The organism is Micromonospora sp. NPDC003816, from assembly GCF_042874705.1.
In the GTDB taxonomy this organism is placed as follows: Bacteria; Actinomycetota; Actinomycetes; order Mycobacteriales; family Micromonosporaceae; genus Micromonospora.
The window spans coordinates 79,029-95,475 of record NZ_JBIANP010000014.1 but is presented as its reverse complement, the minus strand read 5'-3'; the positions used below and the strand labels follow the sequence as shown (position 1 = coordinate 95,475).

Genomic DNA, 16,447 nt, shown 5'->3' with positions numbered 1-16,447 from the left:
TGATCTCCGCCACGGTCGTGCCCCGGGCGGTGCCGCCCACCTCGCACGGAGTGGGTGGGATCCCGCCGCACCGGCGCGCCGCGCGCCGACGCCTGGCGGCCCGGGGCGGCCTGTCCTAACCTTGGCCGTACGAGGGGAGTACTTCCCACGAACCATACCGGTCAGTACGGCGCACCCCGGGTGTGCCTCGGGTGGTTGCCCACGAACGGTGGGTGAAGGAGACCTCGAACATGCACGGTGTTCGAGGAAGGCCCATGCCCGAATTGTCTTACTCCGCCAGTGAACTCCACTCCGTAGGCACGCCGTTGCTCTGGACGGCGACGATCGTCGGGGTGCTGGCCCTGCTGGTGCTCGACTTCGCGGTCACCCACCGCCCGCACCGCGTGTCACTGAAGGAAGCGCTGGGCTGGTCGGCCTTCTACATCGCTCTGCCGTTGACCTTCGGTGCCTGGGTGTGGTCCGAGTTCGGCTCCGAGCCGGGCGTCCACTACCTGACCGGCTATCTGGTCGAGAAGTCGCTGTCGGTGGACAACCTCTTCGTCTTCATGCTGTTGTTGGCGGCGTTCGCGGTGCCGACCGAGCTGGCGCAGCGGGTGCTGCTCTTCGGCATCACCGGCGCGCTGGTGCTGCGGAGCATTTTCATCGCGTTGGGCGCGGCGGCGTTGCAGACGCTGGACTTCGCATTTCTGATCTTCGCGTTGATCCTGTTGTTCACCGCCGCGAAGCTGCTGCGCGACGCGTTCACCGGGCACGAGCAGTCGGTGGACATCGGCAACATGCGCTCGGTGCGGCTGCTGCGTCGGTTCATGCCGGTGGTCCAGGAGTACCACGGCACCAAGATGGTCGTGCGGGTCGACGGTCGGCGTGCCCTCACGCCGCTGGCCCTGGTGGTGGTGGCGGTCTTCGCCGCCGATGCGGTCTTCGCGGTGGACTCGGTCCCGGCGGTCTACGGCATCACCGAGGACCCGTACCTCGTCTTCGCCACCAACGCCTTCGCGCTGCTGGGTCTGCGGGCGCTCTACTTCGTGCTGCACGCCGCGCTCAGCCGCCTGGTCCACCTCAGCTACGGCCTCGCCGTGATCCTGGCGTTCATCGGCGTCAAACTCGGTCTGCACTGGGCGCACGGCGTCTGGGAAGGCGTGCCGGAGATCCCGACGCTGGCGTCGTTGCTGGTCATCATCGGTGTGCTGACGGTCGTGACGATCACCAGCCTGCGTGCCACCCGCAACGTGGTGCCGGGCTCCAAGGAGGTCGTCACCGAACGGCAGTGAGCCCCAGGCGCCGTAGCTGGTCCAGCTAAAACGGTCAAAAGCCCCATTATTGCCTTTATGCTCCGCCCCGAGAGGGGTGGAGATGACACGAGTAGGGGAACGAGCCGGGCCGATCCTGTCGGGCCGGTTCCGCGAGGACATCGAAGGGCTGCGGGGCCTCGCGCTCGTCCTGGTGCTCGTCGGGCACGCCGGGGTGGCCGCGCTGCCGGGCGCCTTCGTTGCCGTCGACGTCTTCTTCGTCATCTCCGGCTTCCTGATCACCGGGCTGCTCGTCGACGAACTGCGCCGGACCGGCGGGATCTCGATCACCGCCTTCTACGTCCGGCGCGCCAAGCGGCTGCTGCCTGCCGCCAGCGTCGTCGTCGTGGCGAGCATGCTGCTCACGTACCTCTTCCTGCCGCCGATCCGGTGGTCCGAGACCGCCCGGGACGCCCTCGCCAGCGCCGTCTACGCGATGAACTGGCGGCTGGTCGAGCAGTCGACCGACTACCTGCGGTCGGAGGAGGCGCCGAGCATCCTCCAGCACTTCTGGTCACTGGCGGTGGAGGAACAGTTCTATCTGCTCTGGCCGCTGCTCCTGCTGGCCGCCGTGGCGCTCGGGCGTCGACGGACGCAGTCGATCGAGGCGCGGTCGCCGGTGGACGTCCGTGGGCGGCACCGTCGACGGTTCTTCGCCGACCGGACGTCCACCCCGGTGCTCGTGGCGATCGCCCTGGTCGGCGTACCGTCGCTGGCCTGGTCGGTGTACCTGAGCCAGGCCGAGCCCGCGCGGGCGTACCTGGTCACCACCACCCGGATGTGGGAACTGGCGCTGGGTGGTGCGCTGGCGATCCTGAGCGGCCACCTCTCCCGGCTGTCCCGTCCGACCGCGGTCACGCTCGGCTGGGCCGGCATGCTCATGATCGCTCTCGGTGCCGTGCTGATCGGGCCGGACGCGGCCTATCCGGGACACCTCGCGCTGCTGCCCACGCTCGGCGCGGTGGCGGTCATCGCGGCCGGTCCGGGTGCCGGGCGGTACGGTCCCGCGCTGCTGCTGGAGATGCGGATGACGCGAGCGGTGGGGGTGGTCTCGTACTCCTGGTATCTCTGGCACTGGCCCTTGCTGGTCGTGGCGGAGGCGCGCTGGGGTCCGTTGGGGACCGGTGCCGGGCTGGCGATGATCGTCTGCTCCGCGCTCCCGGCGGTGCTGACCCACTACCTGGTGGAGAACCCGTTCCGGTACGCACAGTTCTCCCCGGCCCGCACCCTGCGGATGGGACTGGCCGCCACCAGCCTGACCGTCCTGGCCGGCGTCGGCCTGAGCCTCGCGGTCCGGCCACCGACCGCTCCGGGTCCGCCGCAGTTCGCCGGTGTGGGTCAGGCGTCGCCGGGCGGGGACCCGGCGCTGGTGGACCGCTTCGCCCGGATCACGCCCGACCCGCTGGCCGCCCGCGACGACCTGCCCGACGTCTATCGGGACGACTGTGTCACGCAGGCGCAGGAGTCGCGCCTGCGCACGTGCGTCTACGGCGACCAGGACTCGCGGGTCGAGGTCGCGCTGGCCGGCGACTCGCACGCGGCGCACTGGGTGCCGGCGTTGCAGCAGGTCGCGTCGGAGCGCGGGTGGCGCCTGGTCACCTACATCAAGACCGCCTGCTCGCTGATGACCGCCCCGACGGTCGTCGGCGGACGGGTCGATGAGAGCTGTACGGAGTGGAACCGCGAACTGCGGACGGCGCTCACGGGTGAGCGGCGGCCCCGGCTGCTGATCGTCTCCAGCGTGACCCAGATACCGCTGGTGGCCGGCAGTACGCCGGCACCCGGGCCGTCGACGGCCGACGCGCAGACGGAGGCGCTGACACGGACCTGGTCGGAGCTGACCGGGGCGGGCATACCGCTGGTGGTCATCCGGGACACCCCGGCGTTCAGGGTGGACATGGCCGAGTGCGTCTCCGCCAACCGGGAACGCCTCAGCGCCTGCGCCCAGCCTCGGCAGCCCGCACTCGTCTGGGGCGTACCGCAGGAGCGGGCTGCGGCCTCGGTGGCGCAGGTGCATCTGGCCGACCTCAACGACGCGATCTGTCCGAGCGAGCGCTGTCCCGCCGTGATCGACGGGGTGCTCGTCTATCGAGACGCGCACCATCTGACCGCCACGTACGCGCGCCGTCTCGCGCCACGACTGGACGACTTCCTGGTGAGGCACACCGCGCGGCACCTGTCGTGACCCTCACGGCGGATTCAGCCTTCCGGGTTATCTGGGGCATTTGGCGGTGCCATGCTGAACCGCGTACGAGAAGTCGAACGTCGTGGGCGGTCCCGCACCTGGTCGGCACCCGACCGGTGGGCACGGGACGACCTCTGATCTCGTCGTCTCCTCGTGGACCCGAGGAGTACGACACGAGCCGGCCGATTCCGGACAGCATCCGGGTGCCCGCCGCCGAGGTCGCCACCCCGCGTTCGGGCTCCGCCCGGAGGTGACCCGCGCCTGCGCCGGTCCGTCGACCCGGCGGGGCACTGTGGACGGTGGTCGACGGTCTGCTCGGACATCTGCCCAGCGGCGGTCGTGGTGCGAGTCGACCACGACCGCCGCTGGCGGCCGTGGTGCGGCCTGCTCCGCAGGCCCGCTGCCCGCCGGTCGGCCCGGCCGTCCGCCGACGTCAGCCCGGTCGTCCGACGACCCGGCAAAACGGTGCAGAGTGGACAAATTATGAAAATCAAAATATAAGGCTTAAAAGTGCCGATACTGCATGTGTCACATGCGGCGGTCGGCACGACGACTCGACCACCGTCCGGATTGGTCCTCAAGGGAGTCCTCACGTGCAGGCGTGGTTCAACGAAGGGCGCTCGCCGACGCTGCAAGACAGATACTCGGCCCGGCACAACGCGTTCGGCGCGCTGCGTCTGGCGATGGCGTGCGGTGTGATCATCGCCCACTCCGGGCCGATCGGGTTCGGGGTGGGAAACCTCGGCACGGGCCTCTTCGCGGGGCAGAGCGACATCGGCACGATGTCCCTCTACGGCTTCTTCCTGATCTCCGGGTTCCTCATCACCGACAGCGCGTTGCGCTCGTCCCTGCCGCAGTACATCCGCGCCCGCGCGCTGCGGGTGCTTCCCGGCCTGTGGGTCTGCCTGCTGGTCACGGCCTTCGTCATCGCGCCGCTGGTGGCGATCTACGAGAACGGCAGCCTCGACGGCTTCTGGGGACACCCGGAGGGCCCGTTCGACTACGTCACCACGAACGTCCTCGCGTCGATGGAGCAGTTCCCGATCTCCGGCCTGCTCGCCGACACCCCGTACGGGCGGCTCGGCGGAGGTCCGAGCGCGTTCGACGGCTCGCTCTGGACCCTCCGGTACGACCTGGCGTTCTACGGCGTGGTGGCCCTGCTGATGATGACCGCGGTCCTGCGCCGGTCGCCGCGTGCCGTCCTGCTGTTGACGGTCATCTGCTACGCGCTGGTCCTGTGGGACTTCCTGAACGGACCGACCATCACCGCACGCCCGCCGCAGCACGGCGCGATCGGCCCGTTCCCGCTGATCGGTGCCTTCGCCGCCGACTGGACGCTGATGCTCGGCTTCCTCTTCCTGCTCGGTACGGCCGCACGTCTCTACGCACACCGCATCCCGGTCAACGGCGTGTGGGCCGCACTGGCCGGCGTCGTGCTGACCGGCTCGCTGCTCAAGGGCGGCTTCTTCGCCGTCGGCCTGCCGGCCTTCGCCTACGTGGTGCTCTACGCCGCGGTGGCGCTGCCGAAGCAGCTGTCCAGGATCAGCCGACGGCACGACTACACCTACGGCCTCTACATCTACGGCTTCCCGGTGCAGCAGGTCATCGCCCTGGTCGGCGGCGCCGAGTTCGGGATGTTCGGCTACACCGTGCTGAGCATCCTCGGCACCCTGGCGTTCGCCGTACCCTCCTGGCACCTGGTGGAACGTCCCGCCCTGCGCTTCAAGACCGAGAGCGTACGGGCCCGCAGTCGCGTCGACCGCGACGCGGAGACCCGGCAGACCCTGCCGGTCTCCTGACGGTCGGGAGGGCTCCGGCCGCGCCGGGAGCAGCGGGAAGCGGTGGTCCTCAGACCACCGCTTCTCGCGTCTCGGCGTGGTGCGGGAGCAGCTCAGCGGTACGCGGCGAGCCGACGGCGCTCGTCAGATGCGGTGTCGTCGTCAGGCGGCGGTCGGGAAGGGCGCAGCGGTGCCGGCGCTCGTACCCGGTGCCTCGCGCAGCAGCGTGATCGCCTCGCGCAGCGCCTCGTCGATGGGCTGGGGACGCAGCCCGAACGTGGTGGTGGCGGCCGAGGAGTCCAGCACGAACGGCCGCGCGAACTGGTACGCCGTGGTCTGGAACTCGCGCAGCATCGGGGCGAAGAGACCGGCGGCCCGGAAGACCGGTGCGGGAATGCTGGTGAGCTTCGGCGCGGGCACCCCGGCCAGCTCGGTGAGGCGGGAGGTGAGCTGCCGGATCGTCATCGGCGCCGCACTGGGCACGTGCCAGGGGCGGTTCCAGGCCCGCTCGTCGGTGGCGGCGGTGACCAGCATGGCCGCCACGTCGTTGATCGAGGTCCAGGTGTGCGGCACGTCGAGCGGGGCGGGGACGACGGCACGGCGTCCGGCGAGCAGCGGCTGACCGAGGAAGAGGGTGAGGATCGACTGCGCCTGGAGGTAGTCGCTGGCGCGTACCTCGGTCACGGCGTGCAGGCGCCCGGCGCGCTGGGCGGCGAGGGCGTCGCGCCACATGTCGGCGCGCATCCGTAGCTTGGGGTGCGTGGCGGCGAGCGGAGTCTGTTCGGTCATCGGCCCGCTGACCTCGCCGTACCCGTAGAGGCAGCCGGCGATCACCAGTGGCGCGCCGGACCGCTCGGCGGCGGTGAGCAGCGCGTCGGCCATCGGCGGCCAGTCGGTGAGCCAGCGGTGGTAGGCCGGATTGAGGCAGTTGTAGACGGCGGTGGCGCCCTGCGCGAGTTCGCTGAGCCGGTCGGCGTCCGTGGCGTCGGCGGCGATCCGCTCGATCCGGGCGTGGATCGGGCCCCGCCCGGACCGGCTGACGATCCGGACCTGCTCGCCACGCGTGGCGAGCAGTCGCGCGGTGGTCGAGCCGACCATGCCGGCGCCGACGATCAGGTGAACGGTCATCGAAGTCTCCCCTTGTCTTGAGAGCAGTGCTCTCTGTTAAGACCAATGCTCACCCATGGCGACGGCTCTCGTCAAGAGCAGTGCTCTCGAATGTGTGCGACACTCTCTGGCATGCCTGCCGCCACCATCCGGGCCAGGGCCCGAGCCGAGATGATCAACGAGATCAAGGCGATCGCCCGCCGCCACCTCGCCGCAGAGGGGGCGAACCTGTCCCTGCGTGCCGTCGCCCGGGACATGGGGATGGTCTCCTCGGCGATCTACCGCTACTTCCCGAGCCGCGACGAGCTGCTCACCGCGCTGATCCTCGACGGCTACCAGGCACTCGGCGACGCGGCCGAGGGGGCCGACGCCGAGGTCACCGCCCGCACCGACCTGCGCGGCCGATGGCTCGCCGTCTGTCATGCGGTACGCCGCTGGGCGCTGGCCCACCCGGCCGAGTACGCCCTGCTGTTCGGCAGTCCGGTCCCCGGGTACGCCGCACCGCAGGAGACCACCGTGGCGGCGTCCCGGACCCCGACCACCCTGATCCGGATCCTGCTCGACGGCTTCACGGCCGGCGTCCTGGCCGATCCGGGCCCGGACGAACTGCCCGTTCCGGTCCACGCCGACTTCGCCGCCGTGCGGGATCGACTCTTCGCCGGGCTGCCCGAAACCCTGCTGGCCAGGGGCTCCGTCGGCTGGATCCACTGCTTCGGCGCCGTCAGCTTCGAACTCTTCGGCCAGCTCGACGGCCTGATCACCGCACGGGACGAGTACTTCGACCACCAGATGCGCCGGATGGCCGACCTGATCGGCCTGCCCTGATACGGCTGTCGGGGGGACGGTGCGGGCGGCGAATGTGATCTAGCATCAGCTTTCCCGCCGTTGTCGTACTGTGGGATCGGCTTCCACTCACGGGAGTTCCTGGATTGTTCTCCACTCTCATCGGGGCCGCCTCCGGCCCCGGATCGTCCTCGCGTGTCCGCGTCATGACCCGGGCCGCCGTCGCGTCGGCACTGGTGCCGGCGCTGCTGCTCGGTGCCGGCGCACCTGCCGTCGCGGCGACCAACACGCTGACCGTCACCACGCTGGACCGCAACGGCAAGAAGGTCACCGTCACCACGACCGTGGTCAACCTCGCCACCAGCGAGCGCCGTTCGGTCACGTCCAACAAGGCCAAGAAGCTGCCGAAGGGCACCTACGCGGTGCTCGCCTCGATCCGCACCGGGGAGACCTCGACCCTCGGTGCCCGCACGGTCAAGGTCTCCGGGGCCAGCAAGACCACCGTGGACGCCCGCAAGGGCAAGCGGGTCTCACTCGGCCTCAGCCCGGCGATCGACACGGCCGGGCGGGAGATCCGGACGATGGCCCGGATCTGCACCGTAGGCAAGTCCTCGTACGAGCACGTGGGGGCCGCCGACCTCGGCGGCGGGCTGTACGTCGTGCCCAACTCGTCGAAGCGGCTGGCCTTCGCCGCCATGCGGTCCTGGGTCGACCACAGCGGCGCGTCACCCCACTACGTGGTCAAGTACCGCACGACCGGCGTTCCGAGCAGCCCGACCCGGACCTTCGCGCAGTCCTCGCTCGGCACGGTCGACGTGGAGAGCCGGCGCGGTCCGTCGGCGGGAACTCTCAGCAACCTGGCGGTGCAGCCGGCCGACCGTGCCTGCGGCGACGAGATGTACGGACTTCTGTTCGACACCGAACAGCCGTACCGGACGAAGCTTCACCTGTCGGCCGGCAAGTGGTACGTCAGGGCGCACGCCCGTGCTGAGGCGAAGGACGGTTCCGCACCGGTCGTCGGCAGCTACCTCGTCCCACGTACGGTCAGCGCGGGCAAGTCGCAGACCGTGCGGTTCTTCCGGTCCGCCTGGGGGCCGTCCACCCGGCTGCCGCAGGTCAACTACGGCTGGCTGTCGTACTCGCTGAACGACATGTTCGCCGACCCGGGCTTCCCGCGTGACAGCGTCGAGGGCGGTGACAAGGCGACCGCGACGCTGAAGTTCGGCGGCAAGACGGTCAAGACCAAGAAGGACAGGGGCTGGGAGTCGGAAATGACCAGCCTTGAGTACAAGGTCAAGAAGAGCGGGTGGTACACGCTCACCAACGACGCGAGCCGGTACTACCCGGAGATCACCTTCCCGGCCGGGATGCTGTCGCCGAAGACCAGCGTCACGTACCGGTTCAAGGCGAAGCCGAACACCTCGGTGACCGCGCCCGTCTACGCGCTCACCGTGCTGCCCACCGGGCTTGACCTGTACAACCGGGCCAAGGCCGGCGGCAGCACGAACGTCCAGTTGAAGCTGAGCCGCCCCAAGGCCGGTCCGGACGCCAAGCTGGGCAAGAACCCGAAGGTGAAGACGGTCACCGCCAAGGCGTCCTTCGACGGCGGCAAGACCTGGCGCTCGGTGTCGGTCAAGAAGATCGACGGCGTCTGGACCGCCCAGGTGGGCAACCCGACGTCCGGCGCGGTCTCGCTGCGGGCGCGGGTCACCGACACCATCGGCGGCTACACCGACGTGACGATCATCCGGGCGTACGCGATCGGCTGACGCTCCGGCCGTGACGACGACGGGCCCCCTTTCCCGACCGGGAAGGGGGCCCGCTCGGTGACCGGATGCGCCCGGTCACCGATCTGTGGTGATGCCTACCAGTACTTCGGTAGCTCGTAGAAGTCGTCGCCGTTCAGGCTGTCGACCGACCGGTCCGCCATCCGCTCGGCGATGCCGACGATGCCGGCCTCGACGGCTTTGGTCAGTTGACCCTTCTGCTTCTGGCCCCAGGCGTGGGACTGGCCGCGCACCTCGAACAGGACGCTCGCGCTGCCGTTGAGGGCGAACGCCGACCGGGCCTGCCCGGCGTAGTCGCGGTCGAAGCTGTAGCCGTCCGACACCTGGTAGTGGACGTACTGGCTGACCCCACCGAAGAACGGCGAACCCGTACCGGAACCGTTGCCCGCGTGCTGCATCATGCCGAGGGCGGCGGCCAGCGTGTGTCGACGGGAGGCGTCCTGGTCGAGCAGCGGCCAGTCGGCGTACCTCGGGTTGCCGTCGACCTCCGAACCGAGCGGCGGGAAGTCCAGCGCCACCGTGACGTACTGGTCGGTCCCGATGTTCTCGTTGCACGGGCCCATGTGGTGCAGGTCGACGTAGGCGTGGACCTTGCCGAACTCGTCGCGCAGGTTGACGTAGAGGTCACGCAGGGCACGGGACTCGTTGGTCAGGTACATGCCGGGCAGCGTCTCGTTGGAGGGCCGCGTCGCGGGCGAGGGCTCGGCCGTCAGGTCCGCGCTGAAGTCCCGGTTGACGTCGAAGCCGCGTGCGCCGTTGCTGTAGTAGTACGGCGCGTTCGTGCCGGCAAGCTGCGGGAACTTCTCGACCACCTCGGTCCACGGGAAGTCGTTCTGCCGACGGTTCAGCTCCGCACCGTCGGGGTTGAACTTCGGAACGGCGACGATCGTCAGGTTGTCCCGGATCATCTTGGCCTGCGGGCTTCCACTGGACCCGAGGGTCTTGAGCATCTGGAGCAGGGCCTCGGTGCCGGTCTTCTCGTTGCCGTGGATCTCGCTCGTGATCAGGAGTACGCGGTCACCGGTGCCGACCCGCGCGGTGTAGATGTCCCGGCCCCGGTGGGACTGGCCGATGACGTCCACGGCGACCCGGCCGTTGCTGGTCGCCTCGATCTGGGCGAGCTGCTTGCCGAGTTGTGCGTAGTCGGTCCACCCGGAGGCGGATCGGTTGCCGGGAAGATTGCCGCAGTTCGCGTTCACGTTCTCCGCTGACGAGGACGGCGCGAACAGGGTTACGGCACACATTGTTGCGACAGTTGTCGACACCAAAAGGCGACGGTGCATCAGACCTCCTACATCTGTATGAATTCGGCTGCGCGGTGCGTCGATGCGGGCGTTTTCCGGGCGGCTCCCACCTCGTTTTCGCTGTCCTCTGCGGCCACGTATCGCCTGCTCGCAGGCGTTCGGTGGCGTGAATCCGTCGATCGGATGAGGCAAAACTAAAGGCGTTGGTTAATGTGCATCGGTGTCGACCAGCGTGTTTGAGGAAACTTTGAGGTTCGCGGTGGTCGATCGAGTTGCGGCGGCTCTCGACGGCACTACTCAAAATCGGTCCACTCGCGCAATGGTGGCGCTGAGTTCTCGGCTGGCCGGTGTTAACGTCCAGGGGTGGATTCGACACGTGCCGGGTCCGGCTCGCCGGTCGCCGGGCTGGTGCTCGCGGCCGGTGCAGGCCGCCGGTACGGGCGACCCAAGGCGCTCGTGGAGGTGCACGGCCGGCTGCTCGTGGAACGTGCGGCGGCCACCCTGGCGGCCGGTGGCTGCGATTCGGTGGCCGTGGTGCTCGGTGCCGACGCGGAGTCGGTCGCCGCCCGCGCCGATCTGGCCGGAGCGACGGTGGTCGTCAATCCGGAGTGGGCCGGCGGGATGGGGTCGTCCCTGCGTGCCGGTCTCGCCGCGCTGACGCCGACCCCGGCGGTGGCCGTGGTGGTGCTCCTGGTCGACATGCCGGGCATCACCCCCGAGGCGGTACGCCGACTCGTCGGTCTCGCCGCGCCGCAGGTGCTCGCGATGGCGGGGTACCACACCGGGCGCGGTCACCCGGTCCTGCTCGGCCGGGCGCACTGGGCGGGCGTCGCCGCTTCGGCCGTCGGTGACGTGGGTGCCCGTCCCTATCTGCGCGAACGTGCCGAGCAGATCCGGGTCGTACCGGTCGCCGACGTGGCCGACGGCGGTGACATCGACACCGAGGCCGACCGGGCCAGGTTTCTCGCCGCCGGGGAGGTGGCGAGCGCCTGAGGTGTCTGTCGGTGCCGGTCTCAGCGGGCGGTGAGGATCACCGGCCCGTCCTCGGTGACCGCGATGGTGTGCTCCCAGTGCGCGGCCCGGCTGCCGTCGGCGGACCGGAGCGTCCAGCCGTCCCGGTCCACCCGGTATCTGTCGTTCCCACCGGCGATGAACATCGGTTCGAGCGCGAGGACCAGCCCCGGCCTGAGCCGTAGGCCCCGGCCGGGCTTGCCCTCGTTGGGCACGAACGGGTCCTCGTGCATGGCGCGGCCGATCCCGTGGCCGCCGTGGTTCTCCATCAGGCCGAATCCCTGCGACCGGCCGACGGTGCCGATGGCGTGGGCGATGTCGCCCATCCGGGCGCCGGGCGTGGCGGCGGCGATGCCGGCGTGCAGGGCGCGGCGGGTCTCGTCGACGAGCCTCTGGTCGTCCGGGTCGGCGGAGCCGACGATGAAGGTCACCGCCGAGTCGCCGTGCAGCCCGTCGATGTACGCGCCGCAGTCGACGCTCAGCACGTCCCCCTCGGCGAGCCGGTACGACGTGGGGATGCCGTGCACCACCGCGTCGTTGACCGAGGTGCAGATGACCGCCGGGAAGGGGCTGGGGGCCGACCGGGGGTGGTAGTGCAGGAACGAGGGCTTCGCGCCGGCCTCGCTGATCACCGTGGCGGCGATCTCGTCCAACTCCCGCAGGGACGTGCCGACCGTGGCCGCCTCCTGGGTCGCGGCGAGCGCCGTCGCCACCACCCGCCCGGCCTCGCGCATCACGGCGATCTCGTCCGGCGTCTTCAACTCGACCATCTCTACCTCTTCGTCCTTCGTGCCGGCGGGGCGGTGTGCTCCCCGGCCCTGGTATTTTAATACCAGGATTACTATAGGCGCATGGTGCGTACCCCGATGACCGAGGACGAGCGGGCGCGTGGCCTGGTGCTGGGGCGGCTGCTCCAGCAGGCGCGTGGCGGTCGGAGTGCCGCCGCCGTCGCCCTCCAGGCCGGCATCTCGCTGGACACGCTGCGCAAGATCGAGCGCGGGGCGATCGCCTCGCCCGCCTATTTCACCGTCGCCGCCCTGGCCCGGGTGCTCGGGCTCTCGCTGGACGACCTGGCGACCCGGCTCGCCGAGCCGACCCCGTCCACCGGGCGGCTCGCCTCCTGACCGCTCGGCCCACGCGGTAACTCGCTGGGCCGCCTGGGGGCAGGTCGGCATGATGGTGCTGACCGGCCAGGAGGTGAGGGGTGCGGATCCCGATCGACGCCCTGGGTGACGCCCGCGCCGTGCTCCTGGTCGAGGGTGCCAGCGACCAGGCGGCGGTGCAGGCGCTCGCCCTCCGGCGCGGCCGGGACCTGGCCGCCGAGGGCGTACGGGTGCTGCCGATGGGCGGCATCACCAACATCGGGCACCATCTGGTCCTGCTCGGCCCGCAGGGGCGCGGACTACGGCTGGCCGGCCTCTACGACGTGGCCGAGGAGGGCTTCGTCCAGCGCGGACTCGACCGGGCCGGCATCGCCACCGCCGCCTCCACCGTCCGGATCGCCGAACTCGGGTTCCACGTCTGCGTACGGGATCTGGAGGACGAGTTGATCCGGGCCGTCGGCACCGACGGGGTGCAGGAGTTCCTGGACGCCGTCGGGGACCTGCGGTCCTTCCGGCTGTTCCAGCGACAGCCGGCGCAGCAGGGACGGGAGTTGACCGCCCAGTTGCACCGGTTCGTCGGCACCCGGTCCGGCCGCAAGGAGGCGTACGCCCGGCTCATGGTGCAGGCGCTCGACCTGGACCGGATGCCACGCCCGCTGGACGCGGTGCTCGACTCGGTCTCCGCTCACCACCTGGGCAGCATCGAGCCGGACAACCGGCCGCCGGGCCGGTAGGCCACGCACATCACGTCGCGATCACCGGCCGCCCAGGTCTCCTCGGTCGGAAGCACCGGATAGAAGCGCAGGTCCCGGTCCTGAGCGTCGGGCCAGGTACGGGTGAACAGTCCCGGCAGGCACCCCAGGCGAACTCGCCCAACGCGGCCGGCGCCCAGTCCGCGTCGTCGTCGGCGTGCACGAACCCGTACGTCTGGTTGTCCGCCGTCGACGCGCACGGCCGGTAGCGGACGACCGCTCCGCCGGCCTCGGGCAGGTGCACCGGATCGTCGAAGCACTCGCCACCCTCGATGTCGAGGACGCCCGGCGTCTGCGCGCTGATGAAGTGTTCGTCCTTGACCACCACGGCGGCCGGGGCGGAACTGCCGACCAGGGCCCCGAGCAGGACCGCAGTGCAGAGCAGGGCGCCGCCGGCACGCAGCCGACGACCGGTGCGGTCGGGGTGGGGTGGCGGGGCGGTGTGCTGATCGGTCATAACGCCGCCGAGCGTACGAAGAAGACGCGGTACGTCTGTGTCGAGCGGATGGCCGGCAGGCCAACAGTTGCTGGTCAGGGCGGGATCACGGACGACTGTTCACTCACTCGAAAGGATCTTGTCGCCGTCCGGTCGGGCACGACTGCGCGAATGACGACGGCGCGTGCCGGCAGGTGATCGACGACCGGCGCCGCCGTCCGCCTCCTCATTGAAGGGTGACCAGAGTCGTGACCGACCAGAAGGCTCCCTGGCGCAGCGGAGCGCGCCGGACGAAGATCGTGGCGATCGGTGCCGCGGCCCTGATCGCCGGTGGTGTGGCGATCAGCCCCTCCGCCTTCGGCGACGCCCCGCCGCCCAAGCATCCCGCCGCTGAGATCCATAAGCCCTCCCCCGTACCGGACCGCATCATCCTGACCCCGACCACCACACCGTCCACCTCGCAGCGCGTCACCTGGCGGGCCGAGGCGCCGGCCGAGTGGGCCCGCGCCGAGATCCTCGAAGCACCACGGGCCCTGGGTGACGTCGTACCGCCCACCGGCGCGGTGACCCGCCTCTCCGCGCTGGCCAGCACGGCGGTCAACACCTCGCTCGGGTACGCCTCGACCTACCACACCGTCGAGTTCACCGGCCTCACGCCGAACACCCGGTACACCTACCGCGTCGGCGACGGCAGCAACTGGAGCGAGTGGATCGACTTCACCACCGCCGCCGCCGACTTCGCGCCGTTCTCCTTCATCTACTACGGCGACGCCCAGAACTACATCGACTCGGCCGTGCCCCGCGTCTTCCGGCAGGCGTTCGCCGACCGGCCGAAGGCCAAGGCGATCGTCAACGCCGGTGACCTCATCGACCACGCCAACAGCGAGGAGCAGTGGGGCCAGTGGTACAAGGCCAGCGGCTTCATCGACGGCCAGATCAACAACATCTCGGTCCCGGGTAACCACGAGTACAGCGGCGGGCTGTCGCAGTTCTGGCGGCCGCAGTTCCCGTACCCGGACAACGGGCCGGGTAACCCGGAGCTCAAGCAGACCGTCTACTCCCTCGACTACCAGGGCGTGCGCTTCGTCGCCCTGGACTCCAACCACCAGAGCAACGCCACCCTGATGGCCGCGCAGACCGCCTGGCTGGAGGGAGTCCTCAAGGACAACCCGAACAAGTGGACGGTGGTGACCTTCCACCACCCCGTCTACTCGACCACCGGCAGCCGCAACAACGCCCAGGTCCGCAACCAGTGGGGCCCGCTGTTCGAGAAGTACGGCGTCGACCTGGTGCTCCAGGGCCACGACCATTCGTACGGCCGGGGCAACGTGGCCACGAACCGTCGCTCCGCCGCCGTCCACGACGGCACGGTCTACGCGGTGTCTGTCTCCGGCGGCAAGATGTACCAGCTCAACAACGGGCAGAACTGGACCGGCAACGGTGCCGAGGTGACCAGCACCAGCCAGAACACCCAGCTCTACCAGCTCATCGACGTCGAGCAGGGCACGCTGCGCTACGAGTCGCGCTACGCCAACGGGCAGCACCACGACGGGTTCCTGATCCGCAAGAACGACCAGGGCGAGCGGACCGTCAACGAGCTGCGTACCCCGCAGAACACGGTCGGGCAGCAGGTCACGGTCGACAGGACCACGGTCGACGTGAAGGGCACGGTCGCGGTCTCCGCGTACGGCTACGACCCGGCCGAGAAGGTCGCCGTCCACCTGCGCGCTGCCGGCAGCACCGGTGACACCGGCCGGGACGAGGACCGCGTCGCCACCGTGACCGCCGACGAGCTGGGTCGGGTCACCTATGCGCTGACCGTGCCGACCAGCGCCAACGCGGGCAGCGCGTACGAGGTGTTCCTGACCAGCAAGAACCAGAAGATCACCAGCCCGGCCATCTCGGTGACCGGCTGGAAGGTCGACGTCCAGGCCCGCGCCCACTGCGTCGGCACCACCGCGCACGTCTCGGTCACCGCCCGCAACACCGACACCGGTCCGCTGGACGTCGAGCTGGTGACGCCGTACGGCTCGCGGAAGGTCTCCGACGTCGCTCCCGGCAAGTCCGCCAGCCAGGCGTTCACCAGCCGGGCCAGGTCCGTGCCGGCGGGTACCGCGACGGTCAAGGTCACCGGGACGGTCGACGGCGACCCGGTGACGATGCGGGTCGAGGTGCCGTTCGACGCGGCGAGCTGCGACTAGTCCACCTCGGTGGCGGCGTCCTCCCCGGCGCCGCCACCGTCTCCCGCCCGGACGAAACCGTCCGGCGAAGCCATCAGTTCCGCCACAGCGAAGATCGACGGAGTAACGGATGAACACATGGAATCGTGAGCGGCTGCTCGCGGCGGTCGCCGCCGGTGCGCTGCTGGCCGGGTCGGTGGCGCTGGCGTCACCGGCGCTGGCCGAGCCCGGCACCAGCGGCGACGTGTCGGTGACGGTCGACATCGAGGAGATCAAGGAGCCGGGAGTGCTCGCGATGTCGATCGCGGGCGACTCGGTGGCGCTGACCGAGGACGGGTCGACGCTGCTGGTGCGTCAGTTCGTCGGCGGTCTGCCGACGGTGACGGTCACCGACACCCGTGCCGCCGACGAGGTGCCGTCGGGTGCGGCGTGGGCGGTGCTGGGCAGCGCCACCGACTTCACGGGTGCGGCTGGTCAGGAGCCGATCGGCGCCGGGCACCTGGGCTGGAAGCCGCGTCTGGTCGACGGCGGTGACACCGGTCTGGTCAGCGAGGGTGAAGAGGTCGTCACCGTGCTGGACGAGCCGACGCAGCCGGGCAACAACGTGGGTCTGGTCGACCAGGAGTTGCTGGTCTCGACGTTCGACTCCGGTGCCGTCGCCGGTGGGGCGTACTCGGTCGACGCGGACCTGTTCCTGCGCACCCCGGCCGACGTGGCCGCCGGTGCGTACACCTCGACGTTGACCCTGTCCCTGTTCGAATGACCGCCGTGGGCCGTGGGGGACGCGCGGTC

The 16,447-nt window shown here is 70.1% G+C and carries 14 protein-coding genes; 10 read left to right on the top strand and 4 right to left on the bottom strand.

What is annotated here, in order from left to right:
- Positions 1 to 254 precede the first annotated feature (254 nt).
- From ACFYTT_RS28360 to ACFYTT_RS28350, 3 genes are all read left to right on the top strand, one after another.
- On the top strand, positions 255 to 1,271 hold the full coding sequence (locus ACFYTT_RS28360; RefSeq protein WP_387263721.1) for a TerC/Alx family metal homeostasis membrane protein: 1,017 nt from the start codon (positions 255 to 257) through the stop codon (positions 1,269 to 1,271).
- A gap of 82 nt (positions 1,272 to 1,353) precedes the next feature.
- Positions 1,354 to 3,474, top strand: a complete 2,121-nt coding sequence (locus ACFYTT_RS28355) for an acyltransferase family protein (protein WP_387263719.1) — start codon at positions 1,354 to 1,356, stop codon at positions 3,472 to 3,474.
- 593 nt (positions 3,475 to 4,067) lie between these two features.
- Positions 4,068 to 5,273: an acyltransferase gene (locus ACFYTT_RS28350; protein WP_176095542.1), complete on the top strand. Its 1,206-nt coding sequence runs from the start codon at positions 4,068 to 4,070 to the stop codon at positions 5,271 to 5,273.
- A gap of 141 nt (positions 5,274 to 5,414) precedes the next feature.
- On the opposite strand, the gene ACFYTT_RS28345 is transcribed toward ACFYTT_RS28350, so the two are convergent.
- The gene (locus ACFYTT_RS28345) at positions 5,415 to 6,380 is read right to left on the bottom strand and encodes an NAD-dependent epimerase/dehydratase family protein (protein ID WP_387263717.1); all 966 of its coding nucleotides are present in this window, start codon (positions 6,378 to 6,380) and stop codon (positions 5,415 to 5,417) included.
- Positions 6,381 to 6,491: 111 nt separating this feature from the next.
- On the opposite strand from ACFYTT_RS28345, the gene ACFYTT_RS28340 reads away from it, so the two are divergent.
- Both ACFYTT_RS28340 and ACFYTT_RS28335 read left to right on the top strand, forming a co-directional pair.
- Entirely contained in the window at positions 6,492 to 7,184 is a 693-nt protein-coding gene (locus tag ACFYTT_RS28340) for a TetR/AcrR family transcriptional regulator (RefSeq protein ID WP_387263715.1), read from the top strand.
- A gap of 164 nt (positions 7,185 to 7,348) precedes the next feature.
- A complete protein-coding gene (locus ACFYTT_RS28335) occupies positions 7,349 to 8,911 on the top strand; it encodes a hypothetical protein (protein ID WP_387263712.1) in 1,563 nt (520 codons plus the stop codon).
- 95 nt (positions 8,912 to 9,006) lie between these two features.
- On the opposite strand, the gene ACFYTT_RS28330 is transcribed toward ACFYTT_RS28335, so the two are convergent.
- Positions 9,007 to 10,173: a M14 family zinc carboxypeptidase gene (locus tag ACFYTT_RS28330; RefSeq protein ID WP_387263709.1), complete on the bottom strand. Its 1,167-nt coding sequence runs from the start codon at positions 10,171 to 10,173 to the stop codon at positions 9,007 to 9,009.
- A 363-nt stretch (positions 10,174 to 10,536) separates the two neighbouring features.
- Here ACFYTT_RS28330 and ACFYTT_RS28325 point away from each other — a divergent pair, with 363 nt between their 5' ends.
- A complete protein-coding gene (locus ACFYTT_RS28325; RefSeq protein ID WP_387263707.1) occupies positions 10,537 to 11,166 on the top strand; it encodes an NTP transferase domain-containing protein in 630 nt (209 codons plus the stop codon).
- Between the two features lie 20 nt (positions 11,167 to 11,186).
- Here ACFYTT_RS28325 and map read toward each other — a convergent pair whose 3' ends face one another.
- On the bottom strand, positions 11,187 to 11,954 hold the full coding sequence (gene map / locus ACFYTT_RS28320; RefSeq protein ID WP_387263705.1) for a type I methionyl aminopeptidase: 768 nt from the start codon (positions 11,952 to 11,954) through the stop codon (positions 11,187 to 11,189).
- An 81-nt stretch (positions 11,955 to 12,035) separates the two neighbouring features.
- Between map and ACFYTT_RS28315 the strand changes: the two genes are divergently transcribed.
- The gene (locus tag ACFYTT_RS28315; RefSeq protein WP_387263702.1) at positions 12,036 to 12,308 is read left to right on the top strand and encodes a helix-turn-helix domain-containing protein; all 273 of its coding nucleotides are present in this window, start codon (positions 12,036 to 12,038) and stop codon (positions 12,306 to 12,308) included.
- Between the two features lie 80 nt (positions 12,309 to 12,388).
- Positions 12,389 to 13,021 (top strand): TOPRIM nucleotidyl transferase/hydrolase domain-containing protein, encoded by a 633-nt coding sequence (locus tag ACFYTT_RS28310; protein ID WP_387263699.1) that lies wholly within the window; start codon positions 12,389 to 12,391, stop codon positions 13,019 to 13,021.
- Between the two features lie 10 nt (positions 13,022 to 13,031).
- Here ACFYTT_RS28310 and ACFYTT_RS28305 read toward each other — a convergent pair whose 3' ends face one another.
- Positions 13,032 to 13,496: a hypothetical protein gene (locus ACFYTT_RS28305; RefSeq protein ID WP_387263696.1), complete on the bottom strand. Its 465-nt coding sequence runs from the start codon at positions 13,494 to 13,496 to the stop codon at positions 13,032 to 13,034.
- 227 nt (positions 13,497 to 13,723) lie between these two features.
- On the opposite strand from ACFYTT_RS28305, the gene ACFYTT_RS28300 reads away from it, so the two are divergent.
- Both ACFYTT_RS28300 and ACFYTT_RS28295 read left to right on the top strand, forming a co-directional pair.
- Positions 13,724 to 15,676: a fibronectin type III domain-containing protein gene (locus ACFYTT_RS28300; protein WP_387263694.1), complete on the top strand. Its 1,953-nt coding sequence runs from the start codon at positions 13,724 to 13,726 to the stop codon at positions 15,674 to 15,676.
- A gap of 109 nt (positions 15,677 to 15,785) precedes the next feature.
- On the top strand, positions 15,786 to 16,418 hold the full coding sequence (locus ACFYTT_RS28295; protein ID WP_387263691.1) for a hypothetical protein: 633 nt from the start codon (positions 15,786 to 15,788) through the stop codon (positions 16,416 to 16,418).
- The last annotated feature ends 29 nt before the right edge of the window (positions 16,419 to 16,447 follow it).

Bases quoted from the DNA above. Each gene is read 5' to 3' on its own strand.
- ACFYTT_RS28295 (WP_387263691.1), top strand. From the start codon at position 15,786: ATGAACACATGGAATCGTGAGCGGCTGCTCGCGGCGGTCGCCGCCGGT.
- map (WP_387263705.1), bottom strand. From the start codon at position 11,954: ATGGTCGAGTTGAAGACGCCGGACGAGATCGCCGTGATGCGCGAGGCC.
- ACFYTT_RS28360 (WP_387263721.1), top strand. From the start codon at position 255: ATGCCCGAATTGTCTTACTCCGCCAGTGAACTCCACTCCGTAGGCACG.
- ACFYTT_RS28315 (WP_387263702.1), top strand. From the start codon at position 12,036: ATGGTGCGTACCCCGATGACCGAGGACGAGCGGGCGCGTGGCCTGGTG.
- ACFYTT_RS28335 (WP_387263712.1), top strand. From the start codon at position 7,349: ATGACCCGGGCCGCCGTCGCGTCGGCACTGGTGCCGGCGCTGCTGCTC.
- ACFYTT_RS28345 (WP_387263717.1), bottom strand. From the start codon at position 6,380: ATGACCGTTCACCTGATCGTCGGCGCCGGCATGGTCGGCTCGACCACC.
- ACFYTT_RS28330 (WP_387263709.1), bottom strand. From the start codon at position 10,173: ATGTGTGCCGTAACCCTGTTCGCGCCGTCCTCGTCAGCGGAGAACGTG.
- ACFYTT_RS28355 (WP_387263719.1), top strand. From the start codon at position 1,354: ATGACACGAGTAGGGGAACGAGCCGGGCCGATCCTGTCGGGCCGGTTC.
- ACFYTT_RS28305 (WP_387263696.1), bottom strand. From the start codon at position 13,496: ATGACCGATCAGCACACCGCCCCGCCACCCCACCCCGACCGCACCGGT.
- ACFYTT_RS28340 (WP_387263715.1), top strand. From the start codon at position 6,492: ATGCCTGCCGCCACCATCCGGGCCAGGGCCCGAGCCGAGATGATCAAC.